Annotated in this window: 15 protein-coding genes; 4 read left to right on the forward strand and 11 right to left on the reverse strand. The window is 36.5% G+C overall.

The window, feature by feature from the left end; genetic code table 11:
• Positions 1 to 28 precede the first annotated feature (28 nt).
• From J2S11_RS17385 to J2S11_RS17405, 5 genes are all read right to left on the reverse strand, one after another.
• Positions 29 to 4,519: an amino acid adenylation domain-containing protein gene (locus J2S11_RS17385; protein WP_307396689.1), complete on the reverse strand. Its 4,491-nt coding sequence runs from the start codon at positions 4,517 to 4,519 to the stop codon at positions 29 to 31.
• A 500-nt stretch (positions 4,520 to 5,019) separates the two neighbouring features.
• Positions 5,020 to 6,027 (reverse strand): ABC transporter ATP-binding protein, encoded by a 1,008-nt coding sequence (locus tag J2S11_RS17390; RefSeq protein WP_307396691.1) that lies wholly within the window; start codon positions 6,025 to 6,027, stop codon positions 5,020 to 5,022.
• The gene (locus tag J2S11_RS17395) at positions 6,002 to 7,033 is read right to left on the reverse strand and encodes an ABC transporter ATP-binding protein (RefSeq protein WP_307396694.1); all 1,032 of its coding nucleotides are present in this window, start codon (positions 7,031 to 7,033) and stop codon (positions 6,002 to 6,004) included. Before J2S11_RS17395 ends, J2S11_RS17390 begins: the two co-directional genes overlap by 26 nt.
• Before the next feature lie 33 nt (positions 7,034 to 7,066).
• On the reverse strand, positions 7,067 to 7,987 hold the full coding sequence (locus J2S11_RS17400; protein ID WP_307396696.1) for an ABC transporter permease: 921 nt from the start codon (positions 7,985 to 7,987) through the stop codon (positions 7,067 to 7,069).
• Positions 7,988 to 8,004: 17 nt separating this feature from the next.
• On the reverse strand, positions 8,005 to 8,904 hold the full coding sequence (locus J2S11_RS17405; RefSeq protein WP_307396698.1) for an ABC transporter permease: 900 nt from the start codon (positions 8,902 to 8,904) through the stop codon (positions 8,005 to 8,007).
• 185 nt (positions 8,905 to 9,089) lie between these two features.
• Here J2S11_RS17405 and J2S11_RS17410 point away from each other — a divergent pair, with 185 nt between their 5' ends.
• Positions 9,090 to 10,727, forward strand: a complete 1,638-nt coding sequence (locus J2S11_RS17410; RefSeq protein ID WP_307396700.1) for a glutathione ABC transporter substrate-binding protein — start codon at positions 9,090 to 9,092, stop codon at positions 10,725 to 10,727.
• 188 nt (positions 10,728 to 10,915) lie between these two features.
• Here J2S11_RS17410 and J2S11_RS17415 read toward each other — a convergent pair whose 3' ends face one another.
• On the reverse strand, positions 10,916 to 12,097 hold the full coding sequence (locus J2S11_RS17415) for an IS256 family transposase (RefSeq protein ID WP_307396702.1): 1,182 nt from the start codon (positions 12,095 to 12,097) through the stop codon (positions 10,916 to 10,918).
• Between the two features lie 271 nt (positions 12,098 to 12,368).
• On the opposite strand from J2S11_RS17415, the gene J2S11_RS17420 reads away from it, so the two are divergent.
• From J2S11_RS17420 to J2S11_RS17430, 3 genes are all read left to right on the forward strand, one after another.
• On the forward strand, positions 12,369 to 12,893 hold the full coding sequence (locus tag J2S11_RS17420) for a MauE/DoxX family redox-associated membrane protein (protein ID WP_307396704.1): 525 nt from the start codon (positions 12,369 to 12,371) through the stop codon (positions 12,891 to 12,893).
• The gene (locus J2S11_RS17425; RefSeq protein ID WP_307396706.1) at positions 12,893 to 13,417 is read left to right on the forward strand and encodes a TlpA family protein disulfide reductase; all 525 of its coding nucleotides are present in this window, start codon (positions 12,893 to 12,895) and stop codon (positions 13,415 to 13,417) included. Before J2S11_RS17420 ends, J2S11_RS17425 begins: the two co-directional genes overlap by 1 nt.
• Before the next feature lie 421 nt (positions 13,418 to 13,838).
• Positions 13,839 to 15,647, forward strand: coding sequence for an ABC transporter ATP-binding protein (locus tag J2S11_RS17430; protein ID WP_307396708.1), 1,809 nt, complete (start codon positions 13,839 to 13,841; stop codon positions 15,645 to 15,647).
• 129 nt (positions 15,648 to 15,776) lie between these two features.
• On the opposite strand, the gene J2S11_RS17435 is transcribed toward J2S11_RS17430, so the two are convergent.
• The 5 genes from J2S11_RS17435 to J2S11_RS17455 all read right to left on the reverse strand — a co-directional run bounded on the left by J2S11_RS17435 (position 15,777) and on the right by J2S11_RS17455 (position 22,240).
• The gene (locus tag J2S11_RS17435) at positions 15,777 to 16,721 is read right to left on the reverse strand and encodes a hypothetical protein (protein WP_307396710.1); all 945 of its coding nucleotides are present in this window, start codon (positions 16,719 to 16,721) and stop codon (positions 15,777 to 15,779) included.
• Positions 16,722 to 16,951: 230 nt separating this feature from the next.
• Positions 16,952 to 17,764, reverse strand: a complete 813-nt coding sequence (locus J2S11_RS17440; RefSeq protein ID WP_307396712.1) for an Fpg/Nei family DNA glycosylase — start codon at positions 17,762 to 17,764, stop codon at positions 16,952 to 16,954.
• A 244-nt stretch (positions 17,765 to 18,008) separates the two neighbouring features.
• Positions 18,009 to 18,767: an exodeoxyribonuclease III gene (locus tag J2S11_RS17445; protein WP_307396714.1), complete on the reverse strand. Its 759-nt coding sequence runs from the start codon at positions 18,765 to 18,767 to the stop codon at positions 18,009 to 18,011.
• A gap of 119 nt (positions 18,768 to 18,886) precedes the next feature.
• Positions 18,887 to 20,239, reverse strand: a complete 1,353-nt coding sequence (locus J2S11_RS17450; RefSeq protein WP_307396716.1) for an oligosaccharide flippase family protein — start codon at positions 20,237 to 20,239, stop codon at positions 18,887 to 18,889.
• A 132-nt stretch (positions 20,240 to 20,371) separates the two neighbouring features.
• Positions 20,372 to 22,240 carry a M3 family metallopeptidase gene (locus tag J2S11_RS17455; RefSeq protein ID WP_307396718.1) on the reverse strand — a complete coding sequence of 623 codons (1,869 nt, stop codon included), beginning with the start codon at positions 22,238 to 22,240 and terminating at the stop codon, positions 20,372 to 20,374.
• Between the last annotated feature and the right edge of the window lie 77 nt (positions 22,241 to 22,317).

Here is a 22,317-nt window from a genome sequence, read left to right on the forward strand (position 1 = left end):
GCGACGATTAAAACGAAGTTAGACCGTACTAAACTTCAAATAACTGATCCAAATCCTCCTGAGAAATGCTTATAGTATCAAAGTCACTGGGAGTATACTCTGTCTGTTCTCTAGAGCTACAGTGATGAATGACTCGTCCTAATTGCTGCTTAAATTCCGTAATAAAGGATTGAATCGTAGCTTCCATAAATTCCTGTTGGCTGTAACTAATTTCTATGGTTAGCTTTTTCCTTATAACCCAAGCGTTAATATCAAGTAAGCAGGTTAATTCATTATCTAAGGAATACTCTTCACCCGTCTCTATATCACAATAATCGATATATTCCGATTTAAAGGAATGATCGAGGTCCCCCAAATAATTTAACCGTACAAGCTCTTTCTCAAAACAGCCCTGTAGCTGCTTTTTCAAGTATCGTATGACCCCGTAGTCCAGTCCCTTATTTGGGACCCTGCGCAACTCCTCTTTCTGCTTCTTAATTTGAGTAGCTACATTTAGGTCCTCAACGTATAAAGCTATAGGATAAATGGTTGTGAACCAGCCAACAGTCCTAGATACATCTACATCATCAAATAGCTCTTCTCGGCCGTGACCCTCTAGCAAAAAACATAGGCTCTTTTGCTTTGTAAAGTTACTCAATGCCAATGCTAACGAAGTGACGATAAGCTCATGGGTACTGGTTTGATAGGATAGATTTGCTTTAGAGAGAAGTAAAGTAGTCTGCTCCTCTCCAAGCTGAACAGATAATTTCTTAGCATACGCAAGCTTTCTAGATCCATTTCTATTATCTTTCGGAAATCTAAAGCTATGATTAGCTGACTTTTCCCAATAGGCCAGGCTAGGGAGTAAATCATTAGCACTGTACTCATGGAGCCTTTGAGCCCATAACTGGTAGGAGCTTGTTTTCTCTAACAAATAGCTACGAGTCTCCTGCCGAGACTGCCCCATAAGCCTGTCTAAGTCATTAAGAAGAATTCTCCACGAAACCCCATCAATAATAAGATGATGTGCTGTTAGTAGCAATAGATCCTCCTTCTCACTGATCCTAAATAAACAACCGCTAAACAATAGCCCTTTTTCAATATCCATGGAGGCTTTAAGGGTAGTTCCCGTTTGCTTGATTACCTTAATCTGATCCTCCTTTGTCAGTCCATGCAGGACAACCTCTTGAAGCTCTAGCTCATGGTTCATGTAATCGGAATTGTAGAATAGCTTCTTACGTTCAGAACTATAATTCATTCTCAATGCATCGTGCTGCTGAAGCAAATCAGACAGCCAGCTCTGCACCTGCTGTAGACTAAATGCTTTTTTGAGTTTTAATAAAAAGGATTGATGATAATAATTCTGATTTGAAAATCCTTGCTCGAAAAACCACTCTGTAATAGGTAATGGGTTTATATCACCTCTATAGCTCTGAGTATTACTTGTTTCTTTTACACGCTGATTAACTCTTCGAGCCAAATCCTTCAAAATAGGAGTAGATAATATATCCTTCACTTTAAGCTCATAACCTATATCATGAAGCTGTGAGGACAATTGTATCGCTTTAATGGAATCGCCACCTGCATGATAAAAATTATGATTCATTCCTAAGGCTTCTGTCATTAATACCTTCTTAGAGGCAGTTAACAAAATTTGCTCAACAGTGTCCTTGGCTGCAACAAGCTGACTATCCAAGCTCCTACTTGGTTTGGGAAGCATGGACTGATCAATCTTTCCGTTAGAGGTGAGCGGAATTTTTTCTATTTGTACATAATGATTTGGTACCATATACTCAGGTAACCGTAAATATAGTTGATCCTTCATATATGACTCTGAGATAGATTGATTCGCATCACACAGAATATAGGCACATAAAAATGGGGAATCCACTCCATTCTCATGAAGGAGCACAATTGCCTCTTTAATAGCTGGTAGCTCCTGTAAGCAGCTTTCGATTTCAGCCAATTCAATGCGATATCCTCTGATCTTAACTTGATGATCCATTCTTCCCTCATACGAGTAACAGCCATCTTTTTGAAGTGTAACTAAATCACCGGTTCTATACATCTTTGACCCTTGTATAAAGGGGTTAGGAATAAATTTCTGATTAGTTAATTCCTCATGATGTAAGTAGCCCTCCGCTAACCCATCACCGGAAAGGTATAATTCACCAATTGAACCATAAGGAGCTGGTAGCATATGTTGGTCTAGTACGTAACAAGCCACATTGTCTGCTGGTCTACCAATAGGTACAGAAATTCCAATATCCTTGTCAGCATCATATTTATAGATCATGCATCCGACTGTCGCTTCTGTTGGACCATATTCATTAAATATTGTTATATCCTCTCCAAAGGCCTGGACAATTTCTTTACATAGCTGAACCTTAAGATTATCTCCTCCAACAATAAATACTGTAACTCCTGAGTCTTGATAATCCCTATCTTTTAGAAGACTTAAATGAGCTGGAGTTAGCTTAATGATATTGGCCACTTTTTCTTCCAAAACTCGCTGTAGAACAAACGGCTCGTCCATTGTCCTATAGATAGCAATCCTGTTCCCACAAATTAAGGGAGTAAATATTGAGGTTACTGTTAAGTCAAATGCAATAGATGAGTATAAAGCAAAGGTGTCGTCTGCATGATGAATGTATGATTTTTTGGCCCACCAGCAATAATTAACTAGAGATTGATGCTTAATCATGACTCCCTTTGGCTTACCAGTAGATCCTGATGTATAGATCATATAAACAAGATCAGATGGTCGATTTATCAAATCTAGATTATTATTTTGCTCGTTGTTATAGGTTTTTTCGTTCGAAATGTTGATTACACTACAAGCAAATTGCTCTTCACCTATGTCTTGATCTACGAGAACTAAGGTACACTTTGAATGCTCAAGAATATATTTAATTCTTTCCTTAGGATAGCTTGAATCAATTGGAATGTAAGCTCCACCTGCTTTCATGATGGCCAGTATTCCAATGATTAAATCAAAGGAATGATCCAGCATAACTCCGACAAATTGGTTTCTTACAACTCCTTGTTTTCTTAAAAGTCGAGCTAATTGATTGGCTCTTCCATTTAGCTGTTCATACGTAAGATTCAAGCCTTCGAAAACACAGGCATTGTGATTAGGAGTAAGCTCAGCCTGTCTCTCAAAGAGCTGAGTCATAGTTAAATGATCGGGATATAATTCAGTTGTCTGATTAAAGCTATAAATCATTTCATGCCATAATGATGGGTCTAGGAGGGAAATTTCATTTAGTTGTAACTTAGGAGAGTCTAGGCTGTAGAGAATAAGAGTTTTTAAATAGTGATGAATGTGGTCGATATCTTGTTCCGTATAATCCTCAACTTTGTATTGATAATCAAGCTGCAATTCCTCCGTCCAATCGTTAACAACCCATTGTAAGGAGTAGATTTGATACCCTGAGTATTGCTCTTCAGTTCTTGTTTTCATACCGTCAAGTGGGTGATTGAGATGGAAATTATAATAATTTACACTAAACGCTATAAGCTGATCAATTCCCTTTCGTTTGAGCTCAAGCTCATTAACAAGTAAATCATAAGGGTACCTTTGGTGCTTGTAAGAGCGTTTAAGCTGTCGTTCTACAAGCTTCATAAATTGGAGGATCTCTTGATCTTCACAGTTTACTCTTAAAGGCATTGTGCTCGTCATCATACCAAAAATATGCTTATTCTTCATCGTGTGGTTCGAAACAGGTGTTCCAATAATTAAGTCAGATTGTTGATAAAATTTAGATAAAAAAATAAGGAAGATGCCCGTAAAAAAACTATTTAAGGAACAATCGTTTTCCGCAACCCACTGTTTGATTCTTTTTGATACTACTTTATCAAGAAAGAAGACTTTTTTTCTTCCCTCTAAGGAAGGAGACGTTTTAACAATAAATTCTGGGTCTCTATTGAACTGTTCATGCCAATATTCCTTATCGCGTATGAATCTTTTTGACTTCATATACTCTGTTTCTTGCTCAATATACTCCGAATAGCTGTAAGAAAGCCTTTTATCTAACTCACTATCATTTTGAATAGCTTCATAAGCATTGTATATCTGATCTACCAACAGGGGAAATGAACCACCATCAGAAATAATATGATGAATTTTGTAAAAAAAACCGCTTTGCTCATCACTCAATTTAAAAATAGCAAAGTAGTATAATGACTCATGCTTTAACGAAAATGCCTTTGCATTCTCTTGCTCACTCCACTTAAGAAGGGCTTCATCAGGTTTTTCAGTATTTGTAAAATCAAAAAAATCTAAAGTGAACTCCTTGAATTCTTCCTCGTACTGATATACATGACTATCCCTTTCAATGAACCTATATCTTATACCAGCGTTATGCTTGACGAAATGGTTGATAGCTTTGCTTAAGGAGGTGTAATTAACCATTCCACCGATCGTGACAATAGCTGAAATGTTATGAATGGGAGTAAGAGGACTAATTTTCTCTATGTACCATATTCTTTTTTGGGCATGAGTTAGATTCATAAGGTTCGTCTGCAATTCTGTATTCATTAACTACCTCCTTACTTTGTGAAATATAACCTCTTTATAGTTTGCTCAAAAATCATATAAAACTTCATAAAATAAGAATATATGGATATTTACTAAGATTGTACCTGTATTATATTGTATTCATGTTTTTTACGCAATTCCAAATTTTTATTTTTTTCGACTTTAAAAAAATTATAATTTTTATTTTTTTTAGAATATCTTTTTTTCTTAAAGAAATAGGCAAAAAAATTAAGAAATGCACTCTTATTTATATAAATTATGGAAATTCTATTAAATACTTTTGACGAATCTTGTCGAAAACTTGCATAAATATCGAAACGGAAAAATAGGAAAAGATACCTCGAAAAAATGATACTATAGCAGCTAAAGTATTGTTGTCTCTTAAATCTATTAGAAAATTTTACATTTGAATGAATACAAAGAGCCGTTCCAACTCCAGAGAATCGGAACAGCTCTTATAAAAGCTCTTTAACAATTTGACTTATATTTAAATCCCTTAATTAGTTAGGCTGTAATTGACCAGATTCAATTTCCTCCATAAAATGACAAGCTCCTTGATGAGTATCAAGCATAGCATTTGTCTTCCTTAGCTCTGGTACCTCACTTCTACACTTATCCTGTACATAAGGACAACGTGTGTGGAAACGACATCCGTTTGGAGGATCAATTGGAGATGGTACATCCCCTTTTAAAATAATTCTCTCCTTCTTCAAATCCGGATTAGGTACTGGAATGGCCGAAAGAAGTGCTTTTGTATAAGGGTGTTGAGGATTTTCAAACAAGGACTTCTTATCCGCTATCTCAACAATTTTTCCTAAATACATAACGATAATACGATCAGAGATATGACGTACAACTCCCAAATCATGAGAAATGAATAAATACGTTAGTTGGAACTCTCTTTGAAGCTTTTTCAATAGGTTCAGTACTTGAGCACGAATCGATACATCAAGTGCAGAAACAGCTTCATCACAAATCACTAGCTTAGGATTTAAAGACAAGGCACGCGCAATCCCTACACGTTGTCTTTGCCCACCAGAAAACTCATGTGGGTAACGATCCGCTTGATATTCAAGTAAACCAACCGTCTGAAGCAGCTCAATGGCACGCTTACGACGATCTTTTCTTGGTACAATATCTTGAATCTCCATTGCTTCTTGTAAGATTTCTACCACCGTTTGACGCGGGTTGATTGAAGCATATGGATCCTGGAAAATAATCTGTAGATCCCGACGTTTTTTACGCATTTCCTTTTTGTTTAGAGAAAGTAAATCTTTATCGTCAAACATAATCTTTCCATCTGTAGGCTCATCCAAGCGTAAAATCGCTCTACCTGTAGTGGATTTTCCACATCCTGACTCTCCTACAATACTTACTGTTTCTCCTTCCATTACCTCGAAGGAAATATCATCAACCGCTTTTACATTATTAACTGTTCGACCTAAAAATCCACCTTTAATAGGGAAATATTGTTTTAAGTTCTCAACTTTCAATAGTACTTTTGCCATTGTGTAAGTCCACCTCCACATTACTATCCCACTCATCTGTGTAAATCCAACAACGAATTTCGCTTCCGTCATCATTTTTTGTTAGCTCAGGATATTTGTTAAAGCATAGCTCCTGAGCGTGAGGGCAACGTGGTGCGAATCGGCAGCCCTTAGGCATTTCAGCAGGGCTTGGTACAGAACCTTTGATTGCCTCAAGTTCATCTTGATCAATATCATGTCGAGGTAATGAATTAAGCAATCCTACTGTATAAGGATGCTTCGGCTTGTTGAACAATGAGCGTACATCCGTATATTCAACAACACTTCCACCATACATTACAACTACATAATCACATGTTTCTGCAACAACCCCAAGATCATGTGTGATCATGATTACAGACATTTTCAAGCGATCCTGAAGGTCCTTAATTAACTCTAAGATTTGTGCTTGAATCGTTACGTCTAACGCGGTTGTTGGCTCATCAGCAATCAACAAATCAGGATCACAGGCAAGAGCCATGGCGATCATAACCCTCTGCCTCATCCCACCAGAAAGCTCAAATGGATATTGATGAACTCTTTTTTCTGGAGATGGTATTCCTACAAGCTTTAGCATCTCGATCGATTTTTCAATCGACTTCTTTTTATTTAGCTTTTGGTGAATCTTTAACGCTTCACCAATTTGTTCCCCAACTGTATATACTGGATTTAAGGATGTCATAGGTTCCTGGAAGATCATTGAAATTTGGTTTCCACGGATTTTTTGCATCTCTTTTTCAGATTTTTTAACTAAATCTTCGCCGTTATATAGGATTTCTCCGCCAATAATTTTACCTGGCTTTTGAATAAGTCTTAGAATAGATTTAGACATAATACTTTTTCCAGATCCGGACTCTCCCACAACTCCAAGAGTTTGACCCTTAGGAACACGTAAGGTAACTCCATCTACTGCTTTAACTTCTCCACCACTTGTAAAAAATGATGTTTGGAGATTATTTATTTCTAATATAGATTCATGTTTTTGCATATTCTTTTCACCCCTTCTACTCTGTCATCCTACTTAGTTCAATTCAATTCGTTTATTTAGAAAACGATACGCAATATCAACGATTAAGTTAACAAGTACAAACATTAAAGCTAAAATCAAGATTGTTCCTTGAGCAACTGGGAAGTCACGAACCCTAATAGAGTTTAGGATAAGTTGTCCTAGTCCGTTAATGGCGAATACAGCTTCAGTAATAACGGCTCCACCTAATAAAGAACCGAACTCAAGTCCAGCAACTGTTACAACTGGAATTAATGCGTTCTTAAGTGCATGTCTATAAATAACAATTCTTTCACTAACACCCTTTGCTCTAGCCGTTTGGATGTAATCCTGACTAATTACCTCTAACATGCTTGAACGAGTCATTCTAGCTATAATGGCTGCTCCTGATGTTCCTAATGCTAAAATAGGCATGATAGCCTGTTCTAATGTCCCCCATCCTGAAGGAGGTAACCAGCCAAGTTCAATGGTAAATACTTGCATAAGCATGAGTCCAAGCCAAAAGTTCGGCATGGATAACCCGAATAAAGCCACAATCATAATCAGAACATCAGTTACGGAATAATGACGAACTGCTGAAATAATACCAAATATAAGTCCTAAAAATACGCTGAGTATAGTACTATAAAAAGCGATAGCTACTGTTATCCCAATTCTTGCCTGGATCTCATTCCAAACAGGTTGATTACTTCTAATTGACGTTCCAAGGTCACCAGTTAATAAGTTCCCCATATATTTAAAATACTGAACTGGTACAGGATCATTTAATCCAAGTCTTTCTCGTAAATTCTCAACCTGCTGTGGTGGTGCACTCTCACCGGCAATAACGATAGCTGGATCCCCAGGTATTAAATGCATCAGAGAGAAAACTAGGATTGAAATCCCTACGAGCACTGGTATTAATTGAATAAGTCTTCTTACAATAAATTTAATCAACTTCTAGCCCCCCTCTTCTATTTCTTCATTTTTGGATCCAAAGCATCTCTGAGTCCATCACCGAATATATTAAATACAAGTACAACGAGTACAATGGCTAATCCTGGGAAAAATGCTACATGTGGGAAGTCAAACAATACTCTTCTTCCATCAGAAAGCATAGCTCCCCACTCAGGTGTTGGTGGCTGAGCACCCATCCCTAAGAATGAGAGTCCACTAGCAGCTAAGATCGCCGTTGCGATTCTTAATGTAGCTTGGACAATAATTGGAGACATAATATTGGGTAGTATATGCCTGAAAATTATTCTTAGATCGGTTGCACCAAGAGCTCGCACTGCGTCAATATACTCTAGCTTCTTAGTTGCTAACGTAGATCCTCGAACAATCCTTGCAAAAGCAGGCACAGAAAAAATTCCTACCGCAATAATCACGTTATTCAAACTGCTTCCTAAAACACTTACTAATGCTAAAGCTAACAGAATACCTGGAAATGCTAATAAGATATCCATAATACGCATGATTAAAGCGTCTATTTTTCCACCGTAATATCCTGACACAATTCCCAAAGGTATACCAATGATCCCACCTAATAGCACAGATAAGAAACCTACATAAAGTGAAATTGGCATACCATGAATAACTCGTGTGAAAATGTCTCTCCCATTATGATCCGTACCAAACCAATGATCAGTTGATGGAGGTAGCAACCTTAATGAATAATCTACCTTATCATACTCATAAACGGTAAAGTACGGCCCAATAAGAGCTATTAGAATAAATAATATAATAAGATAGCCCCCAATAAGTGCTACTTTGTTGCTTCGCAGCCGGGAAAAGAACCCCATGCTGGACCCCTTTTTCGGGGGCTGTGTTAGTGGAACCTGCTTGTCTGATGTAGGAGCTATTTGATTGCTCATTCAGAAAATCATCCTTTCAGAAAATAATAATAAAAAAAAACTTTTAAATTAAATTATATTAATAGTATAATAAAAGACGACTTATTTTTACAAACATTAATTTTCTAAATAATACGTTTTAGAAAAAATAACTGAATTAAGATAAGTCAGAAAACTAGAACAATAATTGAAGGGGGAGATTTTGAATGAGAAGTTCAAAGAAATCCGTTTGGATGCTGAGCCTATTATTACTTCTATCTTTAGTATTAATAGCAGCATGCTCAAACAACGACGGTGGTTCATCTGAAGCACCAGAAACAAATGCTCCAGATGATAGTGCTACTGGAGAAGACGATGTAGTAGAAGAAACAACTGGTGGGGATCTAATTATTGCCACTAAATCTGAAATTGTTGGACTTGATCCACATACTTCTAATGATGTTCCTTCTAGTAACATAGCTTATAACATTTATGAATCACTTGTTTATTTCGATGAAAATGATGAGCTTCAGCCTTTATTAGCTGAAAGCTGGGATCAAATTGATGAGCTTACACTTGAGTTCACTCTCAAACAAGGTGTTAAGTTCCATGACGATACTGATTTTAATGCTGAGGTTGTAAAAGCTAATATTGAGCGTATTCTTGATCCTGCAACAGCTTCACAACGTCTTTTCTTATATGAAATGGTTACTGAAGTAAATGTTATTGATGAGTATACGGTTCAAATTGTTACTGAGTATCCGTTTGCTCCACTTTTACCTCACTTAGCACATAGTGCTGGTGGAATGATCAGCTTAGATGCTATCGAAAAAGATAGAGAAGCTGTAGCTAGTGGGCAAAACCCTGGTTCACACATTAGTTCTAATCCAGTAGGTACAGGTTACTTCAAGTTTGATTACTGGACTACTGGTGAAGAAGTTAAGCTTGTTCGTAACGACAATTACTGGGGAGAACATGCAAAGGTTGATTCTGTAACTTTTAAAGTTGTTGGTGAGGAATTAACTCGTTTAACTGAACTTGAAACTGGATATGTTCATATTGCTGAACAAATGCAACCAAGTGATATTACACGTATTCAAGGTTTACCAAACGCTGGCTTAAATGAGACTCCACAAACAAGTTTATCTTACATTGCATTTAACACTCAAAAAGAACCATTTACAGACGTTCGTGTTCGTCAAGCTATTTCTATGGCGATCGATCCAGCCCAAATCATTGATGGTATTCTTTATGGAGCAGGGATTCCAGCAGTAGGACCACTTGCTCAAAGTGTATTAGGATATGATGCTTCTGTTACTCCACTTGAGTACGATATTGAAGGAGCGAAAGCACTATTAGCTGAAGCTGGATATGCTGATGGGTTCAGTACTACGATTTGGACAAATGATTCTGCTACACGTGTCCAAACGGCTGAATACCTACAATCTGCACTAAGAGAACTTAACATTGATGTATCTGTTGAGATTGTTGAGTGGGCAACATACCTTGAAGACACTTCAGCTGGTAAGCATGATATGTTTATCCTTGGTTGGTCTACTCCAACTAGCGATGCTGACTATGCAATGTACGCTTTATTCCATTCTAAAAACCATGGTTCTACTGGTAACCGTACATTCTTAACGGATGCAGAACTTGATGATCTATTAGACAGAGGTCGCCAAGAAGTTGATCCAGATGCACGTTTAGCAATTTACAAAGAAGCTCAAGAAAGACTTGTTGAGATTGCACCAATGGTGTATACTCACTATACAATTCTTTTAACTGGTATCAGTGATAGTGTTCATGATTTCTGGGTTACTCCTAACGGTATCTTCAGACTTCAAAACGTGTACATTTCTGAGTAATAACAATTAAAAAAGCTGAACTAAGATGATCTTAGTTCAGCTTTTTTATTTCTACAATAAAAGAATTTAAATTATGATTATTTTTTTAAAATTATGATTTTATTTTGTCGAAATCTATGATATTATAGGTACCGTCAAGAATTTTGTGTAAATAGAAGATTTCCGTTTCTTGTAAAATGGATATGTATTTATTCTTCAGAGAACATATTACTTAGCTCTGCCCGAGCTTGATCAAACCCAATATGGCATCGAGCGGAGAATTTTTGGTTGTATGGCTCAAATAGGGAAACAAGAAAGCGCTCTAAAGATTCTTCGTTAGGAAACTGCTCTTTCCTTTTGCTGTATCTCTTAATATTTTTATTTAACCCCTCAATAAGATTAGTCGAATAAATACTACGCCAAATGGCACGAGGAAAGTCATAAAACGTAAGCAAGTAAGGATTATCGCTCAGAGCTTTTGTCACTCTAGGGTAGGCTGACTGCCACTTGCTGATGAATACCTCTAGTTCTTTTTGCGCTTCATGACGTGAATCAGCTCGGTATACTCGCTTAAAATCGGCACAGATATCCTTACGGTCAGCTACTCGAACTTTGTGAGCAATATGCCGTGCGGCATGGACACAACAAGACTGATACTTAGAACGAGGAAAGACCGTAGAGATGCGTTCCCGAAGACCTTTTAATCCGTCTGAAATAAAAAGGAGGATATCTTCAACTCCACGTTCTTTAAGCTCTTGTAATACTTCTTCCCAGACAAAAGCTGACTCCGTCGGAGCAATCGTAAAAGAAAGGACTTCTTTGGATCCATCCTCTCGGATGCCCACAGAGATATACACCGCTTCCTTAGAGACTGTGTCACGCTTCAGAGCGATAAAAGTTGCATCAAGATAGACACATACGTAGCGAGAAGCTAAAGAACGTGATTTGAAAGCAGCTACTTGTTCCCCTACCGCTTTAGTCATATTAGAAATGGTCTGTGGTGTGTAGTGATGCCCGTACATTCTTTCAACCAAATCAGAGATTTCGGACATTGTGACTCCCTTTTGAAACATATGAATGACAAACGCCTCTAGGGTGTCGTTTGAGCGCTTATAAGGTTGAACCGTTTGTTGCTTAAACTCACCATTACGATCACGAGGGATGCTAATCTCTAAGTCACCAAACTCCGTGTGGAGTTTGCGGGAGTAGGATCCGTTTCTAGAATTACCTGAATGAAATCCAATTCGGTCGTACCTTTCATAGTCTAGGAAAGCTGTTAACTCCGTTTGGAGCAATGTGTTAACAGCCGCTTCTAAGTGAATGCGAAAAACTTCTTTAATATCTTCTTTTTTGACTAGAGCTTCAATGATATCTGTTGTAAACTGATTCATAGGGAAGACCTCTTTTCTGTGAATTTGTTGTGGTGACTTAATTCTACAAGAAAAGGTCTTCCTTTTTCTATCTATTCATTTACACAAAATATTTTACGCTATCATATTATAATTTTGTGATTATTTAACTTGTTATTTTAAAGGAATTTAATATAGTTTATTCCATTTAAAAGAATGCTATATCAGATATTTTATTTAGAAAGTGCACACCACATAACCGTTACTTTTAAATGTTTGCTTCTCACTCGATATGTCTTATAGGAGGTTTCATATGGATTGGATATTATTCTCAAGAATATTCCTTAGTATACTATTCTTTTTCTCTGCCTTATTAAAAATCGTTGATAAACAAAATTTCATCAATACCATTAAAGATATTGGCATAAGAAAAGAACTCCTTTCATTAGCTTTCGGAACCCTTATCATTTTTGAAATTATTGCCTCCATCCTACTTTGGATTAACTCATTAGTTGTTTTTGGTTTATCTTTAGTCTATCTCTTATCTATTATTTTTCTTTTCCAGACTGTAAAGATTATCCGCTCCGAGGAGGAAGTCCAATGCAATTGCTTTGGTTCCTTAACAGACGAAAAGCTGGGGTATTCAACACTTATCCGAATCTTTATCATTCTATCCGTTAATACGTATTTGATCATTAATATTAATTCAATGAATTCAACTTTCAGTCTATCTGAGATATTTAGTTATACAACAACTTCACTTGGACTTATAATGCTCTACTCTCTTTTACATACATACACAAGCCTGCGAGTTAAAATAAACAAGGAGATTAAGTAATGAATACAACTATTTATTTGACCCTCTTTATATTGTGGATTTTGGTCTTATGCAATTCATATATGTTAATAAAGCTCTTCAAAGCAGTTGCTAAGTTAAACAAAAAAGAGCTACCCAAAAGTTTTGCAGGTATTGCTAAAGGATCACTTCTCCCCATCAAAAACTATAAAAACCTAGACATGAAAGCATTTGATTATACATCGAAAAAAAATTATATTGTACTATTTGGAAGCTATGGCTGTAAGGTTTGTCATCAAATATATCCATTATTTAATACACTCAAACAGGAAAAAACAGGAGTCATCATTCAAATTTTTATGTTAGCTACAGAAGATCAGGCAAAAGAAATTAGCGCACAATACGACATTCCTACAGATCATATTACTATAATATCCCAAAATGATTTGCCTTCACTTGGAATCACTGGATTTCCTTTTGCCTATTACTTATCTTCAAATGGGAACGTTATTAATAAAGGGCTGGTAAACTTCAAAAATGATTTTGATATTTTAATGTCTGCTTAGAATCGTTATTAGATATTTACTTTTTAAAAGCATTTTAAATTTCTGAAGTATTAAATGCGGTTTCTCCTTCCATTGTGAAGTGAAACAATATTTCACATCTTAGTCTAATTACCTCATTAATTTCAAAAATTATTCTTAAAGGAGGTGTAATGAATGGAGTTTGAAAACTATAATGAAGAGTCTGTCGAGGCATCATATTGTGAATGTACAATATTTGTCTGCGGCTACCATCACGGTGGGATTCCAATTACAACTATGACATGTAGATTCGATAGTGGGAACACATACAATTTTTGTGAATGCTATTAGTGATTCCTGAGTCAGGGTACAAGCCCTGACTCCTTTCTTCATGTGAAGAATATAATTAAGAAGAAGCTGTCAGGGCTATACTCTGACATTTTTCTGTTATTAGGAGATACATATGAAACTAGTATATTTAAAAAACCTATTTACCCTAGTATGGCAATATGGTAAAGCATTGTTTCTTCTAAGTACAATCATAAAGATAATTCTTGGAATCTCACCATTAGCCACCTTATTTATTGTCCAAGAGGTTATTAATCAAGTAACTGAACTTATTCAAGGTGAATCTGTAGAATATATGTCTGTGCTTTTCCTTCTCCTTTTACAATTTGCTGTATCTGTACTGATCTCGATTTTAAATCATGTAGACTCCATACTTGCCATTCATTTAGAAGTAAGATTAGATTACAAGATAAGTAAAAAGGTCTCTACCAAATCAATTACTGTACCCTTCTCCTACTTCGAGTTATCTCAATTTTATGATCATCAAAATCGAATTAAAAACGGCAACATTGGAACACGCTTAATGATTCCCATTAAAGCTACACTTGATGTTTTAAAATATATCATTTCAATCAGCAGCTACGTAATTTTTCTAGCCACTATTCATTGGGGGCTAGTTGTAATAAGCTTGATCGCCTTCATTCCCATTCTAATTATTAAAGCAAAATTTGGTTCTGCCAAGTTTTATTTAATGCGGAATCAAACTCCCGCTGCCAGAGAGGCTAATTATATAACTTCACTATTAAATACTCGTCAGGCTTCAAAGGAGATTAGGTTGTTCAGGCTTGGCGAATTTTTATTACAAAAATGGAGTTTTTTATTTAAAAAGAATAACTCCCAGACACTCAGACTTGCAAGAAGAGAATATTATGCCTTTATCTTAATTGACTTATTTAGCGCCTTATTATATGTTGCTGCCTCGCTGTTATTGATCTCACAGATTAGTAGAGGGTTTCTTGCCGTTGGACAATTTGTTTCAACGGGACAAGCTATTCAAGGTGCTCAAAGCACCATCAATATGATTGCAAGTACTTTGGCGAGAATTTATGAAAATCAGCTATACGTAGAGGATTTATTTAAATACTTGAATTATTACGAACCTACTTTACATAAAAACAATGAACAAGAAAAAACAATGAGCTTCCCCTCAAAGGTTCAAAAAGGGATAAATGTGGGTAACCTAAGCTTTTATTACCCTCATTCATCAAAAAAAGCATTACATAACATTTCATTCTCTGTAAAACCAGGTGAAAAAATAGCTATAGTTGGTGAAAATGGTTCAGGTAAATCAACACTTGTAAAATGTTTAATGGGGCTTTACAACAATTATGAAGGGACCATTACAATCGATGACATCGATATACAGAAGATTAAAACAAACGAACTCTATGATCAGATGACAGGTATCTTTCAAGATTATATGAAATACCAATTTACTGTACAGGAAAATATTGGATTTGGAAATATTTCTAAGCTTGATCAACTACAACAAATAATAAACACCAGTGAAAAGAGCGGAGCTGATTCCTTTGTTAGAAACTTGCCTAAGCAATATAGCTCTCGGTTAGGTAGACTTTTTCAAGGTGGATATGAGCTCTCAGGCGGTCAGTGGCAAAAAATCGCATTAGCTCGTGCATTATATAAAAATGCTCAGATTATTTTTCTTGATGAACCCACCGCTTCACTTGATCCACTGGTAGAAATCGAATTATTTAGACAGTTTCTTAGCACAACTAAAGATGTAACTACATTCTATATTTCTCATCGTATGGCCTCAGCCAAAGTAGCAGAAAAAATACTAGTACTGAAGAATGGTGAAATTGTAGAATCTGGCTCTCACACCGAACTTATGAATCTACAGGGTGAGTATCACAGAATGTATCAAGCACAAGCCAATTGGTATCTAGAAAAAGATTCAAGTTAGCTCAAAAACTTATACTATATTGATTGTATAAAAAAATATATTTTAAACAAAAAGGGTAGCTCAGATAAGTTTAATAACTTTTATGAGCTACCCTTCAAAAATTTATTTAAATTTATCTCTAACTGGAACTTAATAAGCACTTTTAATAACTTCTAGTAACTTTTCCTGACCTAATTTAGAGACAACCAAAGTGTATATTCCTTCGTTCTCATATTTAATAACAGATAATTCTTCCCCATCTTGATTTCTATTAATAGCAAACTCATAGTTTAATTCTCCGTCTATTTTAGCAGAAAAATCATTTTCTTCAAGATTACTTATTTCTATTGGAGTTTCTTGGATTGCAACTACCAATAAATCACCAGATTCTCTATCTCTGTAATGGTTTAAAATTGCACCACCAGCAATTTTAGGTTCATCAGCTAAATAATAGTCGTTACTTATAGCATTTGAAAAACTCTCTTTTTGCGCTACGACTTCATATGACAAAGCTTCATTTGAAATAGTTGTTTCAGCAGTTTTATTAGCTAAATTACTTCTACCCACTAGATATGACATACTGTCTTCAGTACCACATACATAAACACTTGAATCATGACCGGATATTGTACTAACTTGTATTTGTACTCCCCTATTAGTTGATCCTAGTGGAATTGTTCTATTCCAATTAGATGTGTAAGTTCTACCTTGCTGTAAACGAACACCGACTATATCAGTATTATAAACAACAGTATTTGAATCTTCGAGATTATAGGAGAGCGACGCACCACCCAATACCCCACCTTGACTTATGGAAGTAATTAAAACACTATGGCTATTTAATCTAAAACTATTTTGATTATAAGAACCAAAAGAAAAATTATATCTTATATCATAAACACCACCACAGTTTTCTGCAACCCATCCTGTTATAGAGTTATTTCTTACTGTACTCCCTCCAGTACCTGAACTTGGCAAATCAGTCCACCAAACTTGACTATTACCTGTTGCCTTAACAGAGTTCATTGGAATGATTGAAAGTGATAAAATGATACAAACACCTGCAATAAAAAGATTACTTGTAAATTTTCTCATATTATCAATCCCCTTCCATTTTTTGTGCAATATAATTATAAACATATTTCTTAAAATCTTTCAACCTATTTTTTAGATTATTCTTTAATTTTCATTAATTAATAACTAATTCGCGCTAATTACGCCTATATATGTCCATTAAATAGAAATTAATGTGAAAAAATAGTATTCTTATGTTAATTTTTCATCTTCATATAAAATATAATCCCTTATGTATTTTGTCTAAAAGGTTAAATCTGACAACCTACACAAAAAAACATCTTTCGACTAGAAAGCATTTCTTTAACGATAGGACTCCCACACCTTTGGCAAGGCTCCCCCTCTCTATCGTAAATCATACACCTTTCATCAAAAGCACCAGTTTGTTTATCTGATTTATATAGCGGGTGCTCCATATATCCACCACCAGCTGTAGCATCTGTTAGCACCTTTTGAATGGAATGGTAAAGGCGTTTTATCTCTTGGTCTGATAGTTTAGCGATATCTCTCTTAGGAAGCAGCTGAGCGGCAAAACAGATTTCATCTGAGTAACAGTTTCCTATACCTGAAAGGAATGATTGATCAACCAAAACGGTTTTTAATCGCCCACGTTTGCCTTGAATGTAGCTTTCAAAAAAGGATAGAGTGAAGCCACTCTCCAAAGGCTCTGGCCCTAATTCTATAAGCTTCTGATTTACCGCCATTTGGCTGGGATATAGGTGTAAATAGCCTAGACGTAATCCTATAAAGTATAACTCCCCTTCTGGGAAGGTCAATTGAATCTGAACCGTTCGGTCAGGCTTATCTTCATAAGAACCAAAGTACATCCAGCCACCAAGCATAAGATGTAGTAAAAGAATGTTTCCATTCTCTAAGTTAAATAGAAGATGCTTTGCCCTGCGTTCGATTCTAATTACCTTTTGATGACTGATAGCGTTGTGGAATCGTTCCACCTCTACGTTGATCGATTTTTCCCGATTAATCTGAACTCTAACTATCCGTTGATTCACTATTATTTGAGAAAGAAGTATCCTATAATTCTCCATCTCAGGTAGTTCTGGCATAACACTCTCCTCTTTCGCTTTTAGAAATGCACTCTTCTTTAACACATCTAATCTCTGCCTAACTCAAGCAACGCTCTTATTAGTCTCCCTCTCTTTTGATATGTCCATACAAAAAAAGACGTCCAATAGATATTCTCATCCATTAAACGTCTAATGATAGACTAAATATATACATTTAAACATCTACATATTAACCATTCATTTACTGACGGAGTAACTATAGATCATGATTAATAGATCGTGACTATAGATCCATTTCCAATAGCACAGGACAATGATCGCTACCCAACACATGACTATCAATTTCGGCTCCCTTAAGATAAGGCTTCAATCTCTCTGAAATAATAAAATAATCAATTCTCCAGCCAACGTTTCGTTCTCTGACCTTTGGCATATACGACCACCATGAATAGGCTTCTTCTCGATCAGGGTAAACAGCTCTAAAAGAATCAATAAAACCAGCGCCTAAGAGCTCAGTCATCTTTCCTCTTTCCTCTGGAGTAAAGCCTGAGTTTTTCATGTTTGATTTAGCATTTTTAATATCTATTTCCTGGTGGGCTACATTCAAGTCACCACATAAAATAACAGGCTTCTTCGTATCCAGCTCCTGCAAATATTGGCGAAAGTCGTCCTCCCATTGCAAGCGATACTCAAGTCGTGATAAATCTCTCTTCGCATTGGGGGTATATACATTGACTACATAGAATTTGTCAAACTCTAGGGTAATGATTCTTCCCTCATCCTCACTCTCATTATCCCCTACACCATAGCTGACAGAAAGGGGTTTTACTTTCGTAAAGATCGCCGTCCCTGAATAGCCCTTCTTCTGTGCATAGTTCCAGTAATGCTCATATTCTTGTTCAAACATGAGCTCGATTTGCCCTTCTTGAAGCTTTGTTTCCTGGACACAGAAAATATCAGCATCCACCTCATTAAAATATTCCATAAACCCTTTGTTCACACATGCTCTTAAACCATTTACATTCCATGATACTAGCTTCATATAATCTATGTCCCCTATTCTTTCGCCCTTCATGTATCTTTAGCTCGTTTTCTTATCTCTTTTCTTAGCTATCCAACCGTGCCATACGGCTAGTAAATCAACTTCTATCAGCTGCTTTCCTAGTTTTGCTTACTCAACTTTGCTTGCTTAAGCCTCAGCTCAGACAGCTTCCAGCTCTGTGGCTGAGCCAGGCGACCTCGGATAGAGATAAAGTGTAGGATAGATAGCAAAACAGCTGACGCATTCATTCCCATAATTATACCACTCATTTGAAGCTGTGGCATAGAACCTAGTACAAACATCGCAATAAACGATATGGTTGTTGTATAGACAGAGTGAATAAAGGCATCTTTAACAAGCCCTAAGCCTATTAAGAAAGCCTGCATAGGAATGATAAAATAATGAAAGAAGAAATAAGGAATCAATAGCTTTAAATAACCAACAGCAGAGAAAGCATCGAAAAATAATCCTGTCAGCTGTTCAGCAAACAAATAGAAGACAAAGCAAACCGGTATGGCGTAGAGCAGGGTGACAAAAAGAATTTTCTTTAGTAGACTTTGTAACTCAGGAAGCTCTCTATTTGCATATTTTTCGGAGACGATAGGAATCAAGACGATGAGTAAGGAATGAGCGATAAATGCAGGGAAAAAGCCAATGGTAAAAGCAACACCAGCAAGCTTTCCATACTGAATGAGTGCCATTTCCTCAAACATTCCTGAGCGTATAAGAGCCGCTTGAATGAGAAACGGTTTGATGGCAAAAGAGGCGGCATGAAAGATACGTAATCCTGTAGCTGGTATAGAAACGGCAAACAATGCTCGAAGTACCGTTTTTCTGCTAATCGGTAAAGAGGGCTGTTGCTTTAATTTTCTCATTTCTAGCATGAAGCGAGTGAACAGATAAAGGAATTCAACAAACTCTGTAGCTATTAGAACACATAGAGCCAATAAAATGGAGAACTCCGTATCCACATGAAACAAGCGGAAAATGAAAATTAGCAGAACCAACTGAACAACTCTTCTTAGGACATTAGCAAATGCAATTTTTCCCATGTGCTGAGCACCCATAAAATATCCGCTGGCGATAGCAGAAAAAGAAATCAATGGTACTAAAAGTATAAGGAGCCATCTTAGTAACGGGTGATAGTTATGGAAAATCGGCAGAAGTGGTAAAACAATTAAAGCGACAAGTAACATAGCAATCGTAAAGTAAAAAATAAACTGTATCGTATGCTGCAGCATTCCTCGATGGTACACTTGATCCTTTTCAGCCACTGCTTTGGAAATCGAAATGGGTAACTGCATACTGGCAATAACAGCTAGAAACATAATCGTTGGAAAGATGGCCATATATAAGCCTAATCCTTCCTCCCCGAGCTCCCTAGACAACACCATATTGATAACAAATTCCAAACATTCTCCGATAAACGCAGCTAAAACAAGTAGAATTGAACCTTTTATCAATGTACTCACGCTGTCTCTCCCTCTCTACATCTCGAACTTGCAATTCATGAGATGGCATATGAGAAATTTATATGAGACAAGTACAAGAAATAGTCTATCTATTTCATGTCCAAATGAATTCAATCAAAGGTTGAGATCATTTTATTTCATATCGTGAGTTAACTCTAGGAAAAGAGCCACATTTTCATACACAGCATCTAAAGACGTTTTCCAAAAACTTTCCTGTTGAATATCGACACCTAAATGCTTTAGACCTATTTCCTCAACGGATAGTCGACTTGAATCGGTTAGCATCCTTCTTAGCAGTTCTCCTCCATTCTTCTCCTTCATTAATAAAGAATACATGCCTGTACTTAATAAATGGGCTACAGTATACGGATAATGAACGAAGGGCTTGCTTGTCATGTAGAAATGACGCAGAGAAGCCCAAAACGTAGGTTCATAAGAATCAAACACTTCAGCAAAACCTTTTTTCTGAGCATTTAGCATAAGCTCATTCAATTCTTCTACTGGAACAAACCCCTGCTTTCTACGATGATAAAAATCCACTTCAAACAAATATCGCACATACGTATTCAAGATCGTACCAATATCCCGAATGATTTGATAATCAAGTAGCTGGATTTTTTCTTGAACTGAGCTAGCTTGATGGACAGCTTGTCTCATGACAAGAGTCTCTGTTAATGTAGAGGAAAGCTCTGCAACAGTTGGAGGAATATCCTGTAAAAACATAGGCTGATTGTACATTAAAGAATACTGATAGGCGTGTCCAAGCTCATGCGCTAGAACCCCAACACTAGGCAGGTCATTAAAGAAGCTCATCATAACCCTTGGTTCTCCCCACTTAGGGAAGGAGGCACAGAATGCTCCAATGGATTTTGTATTTATTACTCTAGCATCGATCCATTTCTTTTCTGCTGCCATAACAATGAAATCAGCAAACTCCTGGTCGAAGGACTGAATCTGATTAGTAATAAAGGAAATAGCCTCTTCAAATCCAATTTCAGTTCGCTTCCCATCACCCAACGACAAAGGAGCTAATTGATCAGACCATGATAACTTATCCGTCTGAAAAAGCTCTCCTTTTCTTTTTAAATAATCAATTAAAGGCTGATTGTATGTATTTACGGCCTGCCACATAGCTGTAACTGATGATTCACTTATTCTATTTTGAAGTAGACTCTCTTCAAGAATCGATTCATAGCCCCGACTTTCATATAAGCTTAAACGATAACCAGCTATATGGTTCAAAGCTGCTGCAGATAGATCTGCTTCACCTTGCCAAACTTCCTTCCATAGCTCAAACGTTTCAATTCTTTGCAGACGATCCTCGCCATAGTAGATAGAGTTTCGTATCGTATTGAGAGTTGGCCTGTTTGCTGGCTCCTTCTCTATCACACGATCCAGCAACTTACTACTCACTTTTTTGTTAATCAAGGCATATAAATCTCCCCAAGCGTGTAGGCCAGGGGCCTCTGTTAATTGAAACGCTTTTTCCATCTCTGGAGCAAGCTTTTTTCTCTGCTGTTGTATTCTTTCGTTCAATATAAATTTAAGCTCAGTCATATCTATTGATGATAAAAGCTTATCCAATTGCTCCTCCTTTTGCTCAGCCAATAGCTTATCTATTTCAGACTTACACGTTTGATAAATCCCTGAAATCACATTGATCTCATCCATCCATGCACCATACCGTTCATTGCTCTGATCTATCGAACGCAAACAGATTACCGTCTCTGAAAGTTGATAAAAATTCGTGTATAAGCTTTGGCTTTTTAAAATGAGCTGCTTTATATCATCAATGTCACTACATTTGTGATCAATATCGATCCCCTCTTCCTCAATGTTTCTCTCTTTATGACAACCATCTTCTCCTTCAAATGAATATAGCTTTGTCAAAAGCTCTTGTACCTGCTGCTTCAATTGCCGAAGCTCCGAGCTAAAAGCATCTAGTCCTCCTTTAATATCCTGGCTGACCTTATCTTCTATGTCCCAAGTGCTGTAGCTCATTTAAAGTCTCCCTTTCCTTCAAAAATTCATCCATTGAATCTACCATTATTATAATACTCAATAAGCACCATTAAGCC

Origin of the sequence: Bacillus horti, from assembly GCF_030813115.1 — a bacterium.
Classification (GTDB): Bacteria; Bacillota; Bacilli; order Caldalkalibacillales; family JCM-10596; genus Bacillus_CH; species Bacillus_CH horti.